Consider the following 15,390-nt stretch of genomic DNA (forward strand, 5'->3'; position numbering starts at 1 on the left):
AGGGCGTAAAAGAGGAATCGCAGACACGAAAAAGCCCGCACTAGGCGGGCTTTTCGCGATGATCTGGCGTTCAGTGGTCCAGATCAAAAATATGGCGCAGCGGACGGGACTCGAACCCGCGACCCCCGGCGTGACAGGCCGGTATTCTAACCGACTGAACTACCGCTGCGCGTAACACTGAGAACGAAATGGTGGGTGATGACGGGATCGAACCGCCGACCCTCTGCTTGTAAGGCAGATGCTCTCCCGGCTGAGCTAATCACCCTTCGCTTTCGGTGTGGCGCGCATTCTACGGAGCGCCCCCCACTCTGGCAAGCACTTTCTAAAATAATTTTTTCAGGCCTTCCAAAGACTTACACAGGGTTGGCCTATGCTGCCGCGAGGACAATAATGCCCACCTTTGTATAAAGGAGTGATTCACCCCATGTGGTTCAAAAACCTGCTTATCTATCGCCTGACCCAAGATCTGCCTTTTGATGCCGAGGCGCTGGAAACCGCACTGGCGACCAAGCCGGCACGTGCCTGTGCAAGCCAGGAGTTGACCACCTACGGTTTCGTCGCCCCTTTCGGCAAAGGTGAGGATGCGCCGCTGGTGCACGTCAGCCAGGACTTCCTGCTGGTCGCTGCGCGCAAGGAAGAACGCATTTTGCCCGGTAGCGTTGTACGCGATGCGCTGAAGGAAAAGGTCGAGGAAATCGAGGCCGAGCAAATGCGCAAGGTCTACAAGAAGGAACGCGACCAGCTCAAGGATGAAATCATCCAGGCCTTCCTGCCCCGCGCCTTTATCCGCCGCTCCGCGACTTTCGCCGCCATCGCGCCCAAACAGGGCCTGATCCTGGTCAACTCGGCCAGCCCGAAGCGCGCCGAAGACCTACTGTCGACCCTGCGTGAAGTGCTGGGCACCCTGCCGGTTCGCCCGGTGACCGTGAAAACCGCCCCGAGCGCCATCATGACCGACTGGGTCAAAACCCAGAAAGCCGCCGACAACTTCTTCGTCCTCGACGAATGCGAGCTGCGCGACACCCACGAAGACGGCGGCATTGTGCGGTGCAAGCGCCAGGACCTGACCGGCGACGAAATCCAGTTGCACTTGAGCACCGGCAAAGTCGTCACTCAATTGGCCCTGGCCTGGCAGGACAAGCTGTCCTTCGTGCTCGATGACAAAATGGTGGTCAAGCGCCTGAAGTTCGAAGACTTGCTGCAGGATCAGGCCGAACAGGACGGTGGCGACGAAGCCCTCGGCCAGCTCGATGCCAGCTTCACGCTGATGATGCTGACTTTCGGCGAATTCCTCCCCGAGCTGATCGAAGCCCTGGGCGGCGAAGAGACGCCACAAGGCATCTGACCTCCCGCTCCACGCGCCGTTGCAACAACGGCGCGCATTCTCCAGCCCAACAGCGAACTTGCTCCTGCGATCAGGCTTAGGCACTCTACTGCGCAGTGCGGGGACGACCCTGCGGCTTGCTCAAATGACTCAATTGGGGACGACCCCGTCATTCGATGGAGGTATCCATGTCCTGGATCATTCTGTTTTTCGCCGGTTTGTTTGAAGTGGGCTGGGCCGTCGGCCTGAAATACACTGATGGTTTCAGTCGGCCATTACCGACCGCCCTGACTATTGCGGCCATGGCCGTCAGCCTTGGCTTGCTCGGCCTGGCGATGAAGGAGCTGCCCCTGGGCACCGCCTATGCCATCTGGACCGGTGTGGGCGCTGTCGGCACCGTGATCGCCGGGATCATCCTGTTTGGCGAGTCCATGGCGCTGTTTCGCCTGGCCAGCGTTGCACTAATCATTGCCGGCCTGATCGGGCTGAAGATCAGCACCTAGTCCATCGCGAGCCCGTGCGCTCCTGTAACGGGGAGCGCACGGGCTCGCAACAACCTAACGAACCGCCCCGCGCAAGTGCAGAACCTGCTCGCGCAACAGCGACGGCGCCGCGTCCTGTGGCTCGACGGCCGGTCCGGCCACCAGGGTCACCCGCGACCACAAGCGGTGAAACCAGCCCTTGTTCGGATCACGACTGAAAAAGCTGCCCCACAGCCCCTGCAACGCCAGCGGAATCACCGGCACCGGGGTTTCCTCGAGAATCCGCGTCAAGCCACTCTTGAACTCACTGATCTCGCCATCGCCGGTCAGCTTGCCTTCCGGAAAGATGCACACCAGTTCGCCCGCCTTCAGGTACTCGGCGATCTTGCGGAATGCCCTTTCATAGATCTGCTCATCCTCATGCCGTCCGGCGATGGGAATAGTCCCGGCCGTGCGGAAAATAAAGTTGAGCACCGGCAGGTTGTAGATCTTGTAATACATCACAAAGCGGATTGGCCGCCGCACCGCGCCGCCGACCAGCAAGGCATCGACAAAGGACACGTGATTGCACACCAGTAGCGCTGCGCCCTCATCGGGAATCAACTCGAGGTTGCGGTGTTCGACGCGATACATCGAATGCCCCAGCAGCCAGATCATGAACCGCATGCTGAACTCGGGCACGATCTTGAAGATGTAGGCGTTGACCGCGACGTTCATCAGCGACACGGCCAGAAACAGCTCCGGAATCGACAGGTGGGCAACGCTGAGCAACAGGATGCTGACGATGGCCGAGACCACCATAAACAAGGCATTGAGAATATTGTTCGCGGCAATGACCCGCGCCCGCTCGTTTTCGGCGGTACGCGACTGGATCAGGGCGTACAGCGGCACGATATAGAAGCCGCCAAACACCCCCAGCCCAAGAATATCCAGCAACACCCACCAGGCCTGGGAATGGCCCAGCACCATCAGCCAATCATTGGGCTGCAGGCTCTGCGGCAACTGGCCCGAATGCCACCAGAGCAACAGGCCGAACAGTGTCAGGCCAAAGGAGCCAAAGGGCACCAGGCCGATCTCGACCTTGCGTCCGGACAGTCGCTCGCAAAGCATCGACCCCACGGCGATCCCCACCGAGAACACCGTCAAGATCAGCGTGACCACGGTTTCATCGCCGTACAGCCATTCTTTGGCATACGCCGGAATCTGCGTCAGGTAGATCGCACCGACAAACCAGAACCATGAGTTGCCGACAATCGAGCGGGACACCGCAGGCGTCTGGTTCAGGCCCAGGCGCAGGGTGGCCCAGGACTGGCTGAAAATATTCCAGTTCAACTGCAGTGTCGGGCTGGCCGCCGCCGCGCGGGGAATCCAGCGGCTGGCCAGGTAGCCCAGGGTCGCCACCAGCACAATGGCCACCGAGACGATGGGCGCGTAATTGCTGGAGGACAGCATGATCCCCGCGCCAATGGTGCCCGCGAGAATGGCCAGGAACGTGCCCATCTCCACCAGGCCATTGCCGCCCACCAGTTCCTCTTCACGCAAGGCCTGGGGCAGGATCGAATACTTCACCGGACCGAACAACGCCGAATGCGTGCCCATGGCGAACAGCGCCACCAACATCAGCACCAGGTGATCGAACATAAAGCCGACGGCCCCAATGGCCATGATCGCGATCTCACCCAGCTTGATCAGGCGGATCAGCGCATCCTTGGCGAACTTCTCGCCAAATTGCCCGGCCAGGGCCGAGAACAGGAAGAACGGCAGGATAAACAGCAAGGCACAGAGATTGACCCAGATCGAGCGATCACCCTCGATGCTCAACTTGTAGAGAATGGCCAGGATCAGCGACTGCTTGAAAATATTGTCGTTGAAGGCACCCAGCGACTGCGTCACGAAAAACGGCAGGAAGCGTCGCTTGCCAAGCAAACTGAACTGCGAAGGATGACTCATCGTCCATGGATCCTAAGTGGCGCCGGAGCGGCTTACTGTATTGGAATGCGAGCAAGCGCTCCAGGCCACAACAATCATTGATCCCGAGACATTATTTTTGCAGGCCGGCGATGCACGGCGACACGAACAGCTCACCGCGCCAGGCCCCCCGCACCGTGCGCGCCCCTATCAGCAGCCAGAGCCCGGCCAGGGCCGCGGCCAGCACCGCGCCGAACACACTGAAGAACGCCATCTCCAAGCTGCTCCCCAGCTTCAGCGTAGCCAGGCAGTACACCCCCAGCGGAAAGGTAAAGCCCCACCATCCCAGATTGAAAGGAATCTCGTCACGCAGGTAGCGCAAGGTAATCAACACGGCGATCAGCAACCACCACAACCCCAGCCCCCACAAGGTGATCCCGGCCACCAGGCCAAGGCCGGCAGCCACTTCGCCAATCCCCGGCAAACCATTGGCGGCAAAGATCGCCGGCGCATCCGCCCCCAGCAACAACATCCCCAGGGCTCCGGTACCGATCGGCCCCAGTGCCAGCCAGCTCGACGCGGCCATACTCGCGTGGGGCAGGTTGTGCAGCACCATCCGCAGCAACAGCACGGTCAGGATGCTGAACGCCACCGGCAGCGAGAATGCCCAGAGCACATAGCTGGTCACCAGCACACTGAACTGCGCCGACGCATCGTGCAGATGGGGCGCCAGCAGGCCACCACTGGCCGCTGCCACTTCGGCGGCGACGACCGGGAGCAGCCAGACCGCGGTCATCTGGTCGATGCTGTGCTCCTGGCGCGTAAACATCATGAACGGAATCAGCACGCCGCAGGCCAGCGACAAGGCCACGTCGAACCACCACAGCCAATGCGCGACCGTGACCATCGACTCGCCCCAGCGCGCCACGCCAAACAGCAGAAAACCATTGATGATGGTGGCCAGCCCCATGGGGATGGTGCCGAAAAACATCGACACCGTAGAGTGGCCAAAGATGCGCTGCGCCTCATCGAAAAACATGATCCAGCGCGCTGTGTACAAGACGCTGAACAGCATGAAAAGCGCAATATTAAATAGCCACAATCCCTCGGCAACGGCATACAGGCCGGGAATCTGCACCGGCAATTGCGCCAGCACCAACGCCAGCACGCCGGTGCCCATGGTGGCGGCGAACCAGTTCGGGGTGAACTGGCGAATCGCTTCGCGAGGATGCTGCAGCCCGCTTAAGGGGCGCGATAGGTTAGGGCATTTCATCTTCAACTCCTGTCCTCAGGTGAGGTAGGAAGCATGATAGAACCCAATCGAATATCTATATAACGGGTATTTTCTCTATATCTTATCTACTTTACAGATAATGACCTCAGGCGCTGCCCACCGTTTCCACCACCAACACCCGCGCAACACCTACCGGCTGGGCCAGATGCTCGGTCCCCTGGGTGGCATGAAAGATGTCACCCACCTCCAGCAGCACACAACAATGCTCTCCCGCCTCGCGGTAATGCATCTTCACCTGGCCGTCCAATACGACGAACACCTCCTGCCCATCATTGATATGCCAACGATAAGGTTGGTCGGTCCAGTGCAGCCGCGTACTGATGCCGTTCATCGTAGCGATGGGCAGCGCCTCCCAGGCCTGAGTCCCGGTAAATTCCCTGCTGCGAACGATCCTGGCCACGACCCAGCTCCCATTGTCGGCTCTGTGCGCCATGTTCGCTCAAGCACCGCCAGGGCATGAGTGGCCCGAAAGACAATATTCGATACAATCGGGCCATTCCGTCATCGGCAGGCCCGCCCATGTCCACACCCTCCCTCGCACCGCCGATCACCGTTGCCGTGGTGGCGTTCAATGGCATCAGTGCCTTTCACCTTAGCGTCCCGACCCTGGTGTTCGACGAAACCCGCCAGAGCCGCGACATGCCGCGCTTTCGCCTGAAAGTCTGCGCCCTTGAAACACCGCCCCTGAGAACGTCGGCCGGCTTCGATATCAGCCCACGCCATGGCCTGGAAGCATTGCGCGATGCCGACATCATCGTCATGCCATCCTGGCGCGATGTCGACGAACGCCCGCCTCAGGAACTGCTTGACGCACTGCGCGACGGCGAGCGTCGCGGCGCGCGTATCGTCGGCCTGTGCCTGGGCGCTTTTGTACTGGCCGAAGCCGGACTGCTCAACGGACGCAAAGCCACCACTCATTGGCACTGGGCCGATCGCTTCGCGCAAAAGTACCCGCAGGTTCTGCTCGACGCCGACGTGCTGTACGCCGACGCCGCCCCGCTGCTGACCTCCGCCGGCAGCGCCGCAGGCCTGGACTGCTGCCTCTACCTGCTGCAACAACTGTGCGGCGCCGAAATCAGCCACCGCATCGCCCGCCGCCTGGTGCTCGCGCCCCACCGCGCCGGCGGCCAGGCGCAATTTATCGAGCGCCCGCTTCCCGCAGCCGGCGAACAGGACCGCATGGGCCAGTTGCTCGAGTGGCTGGCCCAACACTTCACCGAACCCCACAGCCTGGATGCCCTGGCCAAACGGGCGGCGATGAGCCGGCGCACCTTTACCCGTCATTTTCGCCAGTTGACCGGCACCACGGCCGGCCAATGGCTATTGGGCCAACGCCTGAGCCATGCCCAGCGCCTGCTGGAGAGCGGCCCGCTGGATATTGAAGCGGTCGCTCGTCAGTCGGGATTTGGCAGCGCCTTGTCACTGCGCCAGCATTTCAATGCGACGCTACAGATTTCCCCTTCCAGTTACCGGGCGCAGTTCCAGGGCCAGTGAACGACCGCCTACTCCCAGGGCTCGAACCATGGCGTTTGGCTATGTCGACCAACGTCGTGCGACCCTTCGCCGCGCTGCGACCTTGGTCGACACTGACGAACGCCGGACATCGTGCCAGACTGTCTGGCCGGGGCTGGAGCGCCCGCGGTCGTCTTTTGTGTGTGGAGTTACCATGTCGTTGTCCAGCGGGCTGATCGCCGCCGTTGCCCTGGCCTATATGGCCATTATGTTTGCCATCGCGTTCTACGGTGATCGCCGCCACGCGCCGCTGCCACCGCGGGTGCGCGCCTGGGTCTACAGCCTGTCCCTGGCGGTGTACTGCACCAGCTGGACCTTCTTTGGCGCGGTCGGCCAGGCGGCCGAGCAACTCTGGGCCTTCTTGCCGATCTACCTAGGGCCGGTACTGCTCCTGGTGCTGGCCCCCTGGGTTCTGCAAAAGATGGTGATGATCAGCAAGCAGGAGAACATCACCTCCATCGCCGACTTTATTGCCGCCCGCTATGGCAAGTCACAATCACTGGCCGTGGTCGTGGCGCTCATCTGCCTGGTTGGCGTGCTGCCTTACATCGCCCTGCAACTCAAGGGTATTGTCCTGGGCGTCAACCTGCTGATCGGCGCTGGCGCCGATGCCACGGGGACCCGCGCTCAGGACACGGCACTGGTGGTCTCACTGGTCCTGGCCCTGTTCACCATTGTTTTCGGCACTCGTAACCTGGACGCCACCGAGCACCACCGCGGCATGATGCTGGCCATCGCGTTCGAGTCGCTGGTCAAGCTGTTCGCCTTTCTCGCCGTCGGCGCCTTTGTCACCTACGGCCTGTACGACGGCTTCGGCGACCTGTTCAACCAGGCGATGCTGGCGCCGCGCCTGGAGCAGTACTGGAAGGAAACCATCAACTGGCCCTCGATGGTGGTGCAAACCGGCGTGGCAATGATGGCGATCATCTGCCTACCCCGGCAGTTTCACGTCACGGTGGTGGAAAATATCGACCCCCAGGACCTGCGCCTGGCCAAGTGGGTGTTTCCGGCCTACCTGATTCTCGCGGCCCTGTTCGTCGTGCCGATTGCCCTGGCCGGACAGATGCTGCTACCCAGTTCGGTCCTGCCGGACTCCTTCGTCATCAGCCTGCCGCTGGCCCAGGCCCACCCGGCCCTTGCCATGCTGGCCTTTATCGGCGGCGCCTCGGCCGCGACTGGCATGGTGATCGTCGCCAGCGTCGCACTCTCGACCATGCTGTCCAACGACATCCTGCTGCCGTGGCTGCTGCGCCGCAAAAACGCCGAACGCCCGTTCGAGGTGTTCCGCCATTGGATGCTCTCGGTCCGCCGGGTCAGCATCGTGATTATCCTGCTGCTGGCCTATGTCAGTTATCGCCTGCTCGGCTCCACCGCCAGCCTGGCGACCATCGGCCAGATCGCCTTCGCTGCCGTCACCCAACTGGCCCCGGCCATGCTGGGCGCGCTGTACTGGAAGCAGGCCAACCGCCGGGGCGTGTTCGCCGGTCTCGCGGCGGGTACCTTCCTGTGGTTCTACACCCTGATTCTGCCGATTGCCGCCCACAGCCTGGGCTGGTCGCTGGACAGTTTCCCGGGCCTGGCGTGGCTGCACGGCAATCCGCTGGACTTGCCGATCACCCCGCTGACCCAGGGCGTGGTGCTGTCGCTGGCCAGTAACTTCACCCTATTTGCCTGGGTCTCGGTCCTGTCGCGCACCCGAGTCTCCGAGCACTGGCAGGCCGGACGCTTTATCGGCCAGGAGATCAGCGCCCGCCCCAACGCCCGCTCGATGCTCGCCGTGCAGATCAACGACCTCCTGAGCCTGGCCGCCCGCTTTGTCGGCGAAGAGCGCGCCCAACAAAGCTTTGTGCGCTTCGCTTATCGCCAGGGCAAGAGCTTCAACCCCAACCAGAACGCCGACAGCGACTGGATCGCCCATACCGAGCGCCTGCTGGCTGGCGTGCTGGGGACCTCCTCGACCCGCGCCGTGGTCAAGGCGGCCATCGAAGGCCGGGAGATGCAACTTGAAGACGTGGTGCGGATCGCCGACGAAGCCTCCGAGGTGCTGCAATTCAACCGCGCCCTGCTGCAGGGGGCGATCGAAAACATCACCCAGGGCATCAGCGTGGTCGACCAGTCACTCAAGCTGGTGGCCTGGAACCGGCGCTACCTGGAGCTGTTCAACTACCCGGAAGGGCTGATCAGTGTGGGGCGGCCAATCGCCGATATCATTCGCTACAACGCCGAGCGTGGCCTGTGCGGGCCGGGCGAGGCCGAAGTGCATGTTGCCCGGCGCCTGCACTGGATGCGCCAGGGCCGCGCGCACACCTCCGAGCGCCTGTTTCCCAACGGCCGAGTCATCGAGCTGATCGGCAACCCGATGCCCGGGGGCGGCTTTGTCATGAGCTTCACCGACATTACCGCGTTCCGCGAGGCCGAACAGGCCTTGACCGAGGCCAACGAAGGCCTGGAACAGCGGGTGGCCGAACGCACCCATGAACTGTCGAAACTGAACCAGGCACTGACCGAAGCCAAGGGCACCGCCGAATCGGCGAACCAGTCAAAAACCCGCTTCCTCGCGGCCGTCAGCCACGACCTGATGCAGCCGCTGAACGCCGCCCGGCTGTTTTCCGCCGCACTCTCCCACCAGCAAGAGGGTCTAAGCGACGACGCCCAGCAGTTGGTCCAGCACCTGGACAGTTCCCTGCGCTCGGCCGAAGACCTGATCAGTGATCTACTGGATATCTCGCGCCTGGAAAACGGCAAGATCAACCCAGACCCCAAGCCATTCGTAGTCAACGAGCTGTTCGACATCCTCGGCGCCGAGTTCAAGGCCCTGGCCCAGGAGCAGGGCCTGCAGTTCCGGGTGCGGGGCAGCCGCCTGCGCATCGACAGCGATATCAAGTTGCTGCGCCGGATTCTGCAGAACTTCCTGACCAACGCCTTCCGATACGCCAAGGGGCCGGTGCTGCTGGGCGTACGTCGGCGCAAAGGGCAGCTCTGCCTGGAGGTCTGGGACCGTGGGCCGGGGATCCCCGCAGACAAGCAACGGGAGATTTTCGAGGAGTTCAAACGCCTCGACAGCCATCAGACCCGCGCCGAGAAAGGCCTGGGCCTGGGCCTGGCAATTGCCGACGGCCTGTGCCGAGTGCTCGGCCATCACCTGCAGGTGCGCTCATGGCCGGGCCGCGGCAGCGTGTTCAGCGTCAGTGTGCCGCTGGCGCGCAGCCAGCATGTCATTCCCAACAAGGTCGCCGAGCCGAACGGCTTGCCGCTGACCGGCACCCAAGTGCTGTGCATCGACAACGAAGACAGCATCCTGATTGGCATGAACAGCCTGCTCAGCCGCTGGGGCTGCCAGGTCTGGACCGCCCGGAACCGCGAAGAATGCCAGGCGCTACTGGAACAAGGCATACGCCCGCAGGTGGTGCTGGTGGACTATCACCTGGACGACGGGGAAACCGGTACGCAACTCATGGCCTGGCTGCGCACACAATTGGGCGAACCGGTGCCGGGTGTGGTCATCAGCGCCGACGGGCGCCCGGAGATGGTCGCGCAAGTCCACGCGGCCGGCCTGGACTACCTGGCCAAACCGGTCAAGCCGGCCGCGTTGCGCGCCCTGCTCAACCGCCACTTGCCCCACTAAGGGCCGGCTGTAAAGAACTGCCGATCACTCCGGCAGTTCGAGCAGCCCATCAGCATCGGTCATCGCCCGCTCCAGCAGGTCGGCCGGCAGGCTTTTACTGGCACGCGCGCCCAGCAGCTTGAGTTGCTCGCTGCGGCTGATCAGATTGCCACGGCCCTCCGTAAGCTTATTGCGCGCGGCGGCGTAAGCCTTGTCCAACTGCTGCAGGCGATTACCGACCTCATCCAGGTCCTGGATAAACAGCACGAACTTGTCATAGAGCCAGCCGGCGCGCTCGGCGATTTCCCGGGCGTTCTGGCTCTGGCGCTCCTGCTTCCAGAGGCTGTCGATCACCCGCAGGGTCGCCAGCAACGTGGTCGGGCTGACAATCACGATATTGCGATCGAAGGCTTCCTGGAACAGATTGGGCTCGGCCTGCAAGGCGGCGGAGAAAGCGGCCTCTATCGGTACGAACAGCAGGACGAAATCCAGACTATGCAACCCTTCGAGGCGCTTGTAGTCCTTGCCGGCGAGACCTTTGACATGATTGCGCAGCGACAGCACATGCTGTTTGAGGGCCGCCTGGCCGATGGCCTCGTCCTCGGCGGCGACATATTGCTGGTAGGCCGTCAGACTGACTTTCGAGTCGACCACCACCTGCTTGTCGCCGGGCAACATGATCAGCACGTCAGGCTGGAAGCGCTCGCCGTCCGGGCCTTTTAGGCTGACCTGGGTCTGATACTCGCGGCCCTTTTCCAGGCCCGCATGTTCAAGCACCCGCTCCAGGATTAGCTCTCCCCAGTTGCCCTGGGTCTTCTGGCCCTTGAGGGCGCGCGTCAGGTTGGTCGCCTCATCGCTCAGGCGCTGGTTGAGCTGTTGCAGGCGCTCCAGCTCCTTGCTCAAGGAGAAACGCTCGCGCGCTTCCTGCTGATAGCTTTCCTCGACGCGCTTTTCGAATGACTGGATCCGTTCCTTGAGCGGGTCAAGCAATTGCCCCAGGCGTTGCTGGCTGTTCTCGGCAAAACGCTGCTCGCGCTCATCGAAAATCTTGGCGGCCAGCTCGGCAAACTGGGCCCGCAACTCATCGCGGGAGCCCTGCAGGTCGCTCAGGCGCTGCTGATGGCTGTCCTGCTGCTCACGCAGTTCAGCGCTCAGCGCCGCCGCCTGCGCATCCAGACGCCGCAGCTCAGCCTCTTTGCCGGCGCGCTCGATGCTCCAGGCATGGGCGGCATCGCGGGCGTTGTCTCGCTCGATCTGGAGCAACTCGACCTCGCGGCGCAGGGCTGCCAGGTCCGCCTGCTTGGCCGCATTGGCCTGGCCCAGGTCACTGATCTCGTCGCGACAGGCATCGAGCTGTGCGCTCAGGCCGTCCTGGGCCAGTTGCGCGGTATCCAGGCGCTCCTCAAGCAACGCCGTTGCCGCCTGCGCGGCACCGAGACGGCGTTGCTGCTGCCAGATAAAAGCCAATAGCGGCAATGCCGCGCCGGCCAGGCCGAGCAGAATACCGGTCAGGTCCACAGCCATAACCACTCCAAAGGTGCCAACGGGCTAAAGCCGTAAGGTTAGCGAAGCCGGCCGGGCAGCGACAGCTCAGTCTTCGCGCAGGCCCAGTTCCAACTGTGCCGTGCGATCACCGGCCCGGGCAGCCTGGCGTAGCAGTTCCTGGCCAATGCGCCGATCACGGGCGCTGCCGCAATCACGGCACAGCAATTGGCCGAGCCGACTCTGCGCGACAACCACACCTTCGCGCGCCGGCTGCTTGAGCAGACGCCCGGCAAAATGCTTGATATTCGGGCTTTGCCCCAAATGAGGGCTGTCCAACAGCCACAGAGCGACCCGCAGCGAAAAACGCTTGGGGCTGACAGAAGAGGAAACCGCAGGTGTTACCGGAGAGGGTATTGAACGAAACTTCATAAAACACTGTGGGGTAGATCGGAAGGCGCGCCACTCTACTCCTTTTACTGCATAGGTAAAGTCGAAAGCTCTGCAACCGCGTTCTAGAGCAAGCGCTTGGGACAATCCACAGAAGCTGTGGATAACTCAGTGGACAACCGCCCTTCAACCTACGCAAAGCCCCACGGGCTGGGCCCCGCAGTCAAACTGACGATTTTTTCACCAATAAAAAAATACCAGATTTTTCATTGACTTAAATTTTCATTGGAGGCTAAGGGGCACAAAAGAAACATCACGCCGCCGCTGTAACCTTCGGTGCCATCCATGTGCACAAGTACCTTACCAAGCGCTATATCGACGCACCTTTTCTGCGCATCGACCGGCCGCCCACCCTCATGACAAGCCGACGGCTGACCGCCGTCACAGCCCAACACCCAGTTGCCAATCGTCCAACCAGGCACTACCCGCGCAATGACTTCGTCCGCCGTGCTTCCCTTCCTCAACCCAATGGGCTAGTATCACCAACGTTAGTACCAAGCTGAAAGTCAATTCTGGTCGAACACATCCCCCGGCAAACCTTCGAAAACGAAGCCTTCGCCAGCAAAAAAGGGATCGACCACCTCGATGGTTTCCAGGCTGCACTTGCACACTCCCGCGCATTCAAACGAATCCGACGCCCGTGCAAGGTCCATAGCTCTGACCGAACCAACCTGCAAATTGATCAGGATCTTCACCCCGGGCCCAGAACCTTTGCCCTTGTCGTGTTGCCTGCCCTCCTAAGTACCTACCTGCCAGCCCAAGCGCGATCAAATGAATGCGCACAAACTGGCTGCTTTGTTCCAGTCGGGTTCTTCGTTCGACCAATGGTGGTCGACGTTACTGGAACGTTTTAACGTTGCACGGCTCTGATACCGTGTCATTTGTAGGAACACCTAATAACTATGTCGACTCAAATCCATACTCAGGATGCCATTCGCACCCTAACCAATGCTTTTGCTCCCATGAACTGCCTGATTATGGCCGCTCGCAAAGGCTGCTTCAGTTTCACCCTGGTCAATGAACACGGGATCGCGCGCCACAGCGAGCGCCTGTACCCCGACCAGTACTCCAGCGCCGAGCCGCTGCAGGCCGTGATCGAACGTACCCGCCAGGCACTGGTTGCCTGAAGTACGACAAGATGCAAAACGCCAAGGCCCCGCTATAAAAGCGGGGCTTTTTATTGCCCGCGATTTATATAAAACCGCTGAACATCTAAGTACTTCTGGATATATAGGTAATAACTCACAGCCGTAAATAGTTTAAAAACAGCCCTTTACAGCAATGATATGACACTAGACTTCAACTCGAGCGGCCCGATCCGCTTCCGGCGAGCCTGACCGATCCACCTGCTGCCAAGCACCCTGGCCTCGCCGGCCACTTTTCACGCTCGAGGGACTTATGGGCATCGCCGCCAGTGAATTGTGTCGCTATGTGATCCGGCCGACACTGATTTACCTCGACCGCCACAGCCCGGCCGCCGAAATCCTACTGCTAGGCGTCGCGGCCAGCCAGTCAGAGCTGGGGTCGGCGCTGCACGACCGGCGCGGCCATGGCCTCTACCGTATCGGCGAACTGCGCCACGCGGCGCTCTGGGACCACTACCTGGCCCTGGACCCGGAGCTGGCCAGCCTGGTTCGCGGCCTGGCCAGCCAGCACGCCTTCCTCAGCAGCCCGCACCTGGAACTGACCGTCAACCTGCGCTACGCCACCGCCATCGCCTGGTTGCTGATTGAAGAACAGCACACCCCACTCCCCGAAGCCGACGACCTGCTGGGCATGGCCAAGGTCTGGCGGCAGACCTTTCAGCCCCAGGGCCGACTTCGCGACTTCACCGGGGCCTGGCGCAATTGCCTCTGCGCCAATGAGCCATTGGCGTGCTGAACAGTCGATGAATATGGTTTAGGAAACTTCGGCAAATTTGGTCGGATTGTCCTACAAAACCGCTCTATCTCCAGTGTTTCAGCCTATAGCGCTGGCGCGAAAATGTTGGTAGTTTTCGCCCCGGTGATCACCCGGAGTTCTAATAATGAAAAAATTCTCGCTTAAAACCACCTTTAGCCTTGCCATTGCCATGGCTTCTACCCAGGCACTCGCCAGCGGTTTTGCCCTCAACGAACAAAGCATCAGCGGTATGGGTACCGGCTTCGCCGGCCGCTCGTCTTCTGCCGATGATGCCAGCACCGTATTTGGTAACCCTGCCGGCATGTCCCGCATCAAGCGCCAGCAAGTCACTGGCGGCATGGCGGCGATCGTTGCCAAAACTGATATCAGCGATGCCAGCGGCAACCGTACCGGGACCAACAAGGGCGATATGGTGCCCTTCACTGCCGTGCCTATGGGCTTCTACGTCAAGCCTATCGATGATCAGTGGGCATTCGGCCTGGGCGTCTACGCCCCGTTTGGCCTGATCACCGACTATGAAAGCTCGTTCCAGGGCCGCAATTTCGGCAGCAAGAGCGAAGTCAAGGTCGTAACCTTCCAGCCAACGGTCAGCTACGCCTTCAACGACAAGGTTTCGATCGGTTTCGGCCCGACCATCAACCATATCTCCGGCGTCCTGGAGTCGGCGCTTACGACCGCCTTCTCGCCGAATAATGACGGCAAGGTCAAGATCAAGGGAGACGATGTCGGCTACGGCTTCAATATCGGCGTCCTGGCTCAAGCAACCGACACGACGCGCGTCGGCCTGACCTACCACTCCAAAGTCAAATACAAACTCGAAGGGCACACCAGCGTCACCCCGGGCGCCGGCACCCCTTCCCCCGTACTGCAAGCAGGCCGTTACGATGCCTCGCTGAAAATCGACACGCCTGAGTCGTGGGACCTCTCGGTCACCCAGCAACTGGACGACGCCTGGACCTTGTACGCCGGTACGACCTGGACGCGCTGGAGCCGACTGAAAGAAATCACCGTCAACAACAAGAACGTATCCGGGGGCGCCCTGGCACCGGAGGCATTCACCTCCATCACGGAAGAGCAAAACTGGCACGACACCTGGGCCTACGCCATTGGTACGTCCTATCAGTTGAACAAACAGTGGGTCCTGCGCACCGGCCTGACGTTCGACCAGTCGCCAACCAACAACACCAATCGCTCGCCGCGCATCCCTACGGGTGACCGCACGATTTTCAGCCTTGGTGCCGGTTGGAGCCCTACCGAAGACCTGACCGTCGACGTCGCTTACTCCTACCTCAAGGAAGAGAAAGTGAGTATCAACAACGCCAACGAGTTTCCTCTGGGCCAAACCTACAGCTCTGAATACAAAAACAGCGCACACGGCTTTGGCGTAGGTGCAACCTACCGCTTCTAACCGTCATGGCGAGGGCTGCGGCCC

13 protein-coding genes and 2 tRNA genes are annotated in these 15,390 nt (G+C 61.3%); 7 read left to right on the plus strand and 8 right to left on the minus strand.

What is annotated here, in order from left to right; translation table 11 throughout:
• Positions 1 to 92: 92 nt before the first annotated feature.
• Positions 93 to 169: transfer RNA gene (locus NPS46_RS01965), tRNA-Asp, on the minus strand.
• Between the two features lie 20 nt (positions 170 to 189).
• Positions 190 to 265, minus strand: a tRNA-Val gene (locus NPS46_RS01970).
• 159 nt (positions 266 to 424) lie between these two features.
• On the opposite strand from NPS46_RS01970, the gene rdgC reads away from it, so the two are divergent.
• Together rdgC and sugE are read left to right on the plus strand one after the other, a co-directional pair.
• A complete protein-coding gene (rdgC, locus tag NPS46_RS01975) occupies positions 425 to 1,345 on the plus strand; it encodes a recombination-associated protein RdgC (RefSeq protein ID WP_274104707.1) in 921 nt (306 codons plus the stop codon).
• Between the two features lie 167 nt (positions 1,346 to 1,512).
• Positions 1,513 to 1,827 (plus strand): quaternary ammonium compound efflux SMR transporter SugE, encoded by a 315-nt coding sequence (gene sugE, locus NPS46_RS01980; protein WP_274104708.1) that lies wholly within the window; start codon positions 1,513 to 1,515, stop codon positions 1,825 to 1,827.
• 54 nt (positions 1,828 to 1,881) lie between these two features.
• Here sugE and NPS46_RS01985 read toward each other — a convergent pair whose 3' ends face one another.
• From NPS46_RS01985 to NPS46_RS01995, 3 genes are all read right to left on the minus strand, one after another.
• Positions 1,882 to 3,756, minus strand: coding sequence for an MFS transporter (locus NPS46_RS01985; protein ID WP_274104709.1), 1,875 nt, complete (start codon positions 3,754 to 3,756; stop codon positions 1,882 to 1,884).
• Between the two features lie 91 nt (positions 3,757 to 3,847).
• Positions 3,848 to 4,987 carry a TDT family transporter gene (locus NPS46_RS01990; RefSeq protein ID WP_274104710.1) on the minus strand — a complete coding sequence of 380 codons (1,140 nt, stop codon included), beginning with the start codon at positions 4,985 to 4,987 and terminating at the stop codon, positions 3,848 to 3,850.
• A 106-nt stretch (positions 4,988 to 5,093) separates the two neighbouring features.
• Positions 5,094 to 5,408, minus strand: coding sequence for a cupin (locus NPS46_RS01995; protein ID WP_274104711.1), 315 nt, complete (start codon positions 5,406 to 5,408; stop codon positions 5,094 to 5,096).
• Between the two features lie 119 nt (positions 5,409 to 5,527).
• Between NPS46_RS01995 and NPS46_RS02000 the strand changes: the two genes are divergently transcribed.
• Together NPS46_RS02000 and NPS46_RS02005 are read left to right on the plus strand one after the other, a co-directional pair.
• Positions 5,528 to 6,502, plus strand: a complete 975-nt coding sequence (locus NPS46_RS02000) for a helix-turn-helix domain-containing protein (protein WP_274104712.1) — start codon at positions 5,528 to 5,530, stop codon at positions 6,500 to 6,502.
• A 172-nt stretch (positions 6,503 to 6,674) separates the two neighbouring features.
• A complete protein-coding gene (locus NPS46_RS02005; RefSeq protein ID WP_274104713.1) occupies positions 6,675 to 10,145 on the plus strand; it encodes a hybrid sensor histidine kinase/response regulator in 3,471 nt (1,156 codons plus the stop codon).
• A 24-nt stretch (positions 10,146 to 10,169) separates the two neighbouring features.
• Here the strand turns inward: NPS46_RS02005 and rmuC are convergent, their stop codons facing one another.
• The 3 genes from rmuC to NPS46_RS02020 form a co-directional block, all read right to left on the minus strand.
• Positions 10,170 to 11,534, minus strand: coding sequence for a DNA recombination protein RmuC (gene rmuC, locus NPS46_RS02010; protein ID WP_274105378.1), 1,365 nt, complete (start codon positions 11,532 to 11,534; stop codon positions 10,170 to 10,172).
• A 180-nt stretch (positions 11,535 to 11,714) separates the two neighbouring features.
• Positions 11,715 to 12,038: a sel1 repeat family protein gene (locus NPS46_RS02015; RefSeq protein ID WP_274104714.1), complete on the minus strand. Its 324-nt coding sequence runs from the start codon at positions 12,036 to 12,038 to the stop codon at positions 11,715 to 11,717.
• A gap of 524 nt (positions 12,039 to 12,562) precedes the next feature.
• On the minus strand, positions 12,563 to 12,751 hold the full coding sequence (locus NPS46_RS02020) for a hypothetical protein (RefSeq protein ID WP_274104715.1): 189 nt from the start codon (positions 12,749 to 12,751) through the stop codon (positions 12,563 to 12,565).
• A 207-nt stretch (positions 12,752 to 12,958) separates the two neighbouring features.
• Here NPS46_RS02020 and NPS46_RS02025 point away from each other — a divergent pair, with 207 nt between their 5' ends.
• The 3 genes from NPS46_RS02025 to NPS46_RS02035 all read left to right on the plus strand — a co-directional run bounded on the left by NPS46_RS02025 (position 12,959) and on the right by NPS46_RS02035 (position 15,366).
• On the plus strand, positions 12,959 to 13,183 hold the full coding sequence (locus tag NPS46_RS02025) for a hypothetical protein (protein WP_007898912.1): 225 nt from the start codon (positions 12,959 to 12,961) through the stop codon (positions 13,181 to 13,183).
• A gap of 271 nt (positions 13,184 to 13,454) precedes the next feature.
• Positions 13,455 to 13,937 carry a hypothetical protein gene (locus tag NPS46_RS02030; protein WP_274104716.1) on the plus strand — a complete coding sequence of 161 codons (483 nt, stop codon included), beginning with the start codon at positions 13,455 to 13,457 and terminating at the stop codon, positions 13,935 to 13,937.
• Between the two features lie 145 nt (positions 13,938 to 14,082).
• Complete coding sequence (locus tag NPS46_RS02035; protein ID WP_274104717.1) at positions 14,083 to 15,366, plus strand: OmpP1/FadL family transporter; 1,284 nt, start codon at positions 14,083 to 14,085, stop codon at positions 15,364 to 15,366.
• Positions 15,367 to 15,390: the final 24 nt, after the last annotated feature.

Origin of the sequence: Pseudomonas putida (genome assembly GCF_028682395.1) — a bacterium.
Taxonomy (GTDB): Bacteria; Pseudomonadota; Gammaproteobacteria; order Pseudomonadales; family Pseudomonadaceae; genus Aquipseudomonas; species Aquipseudomonas putida_AB.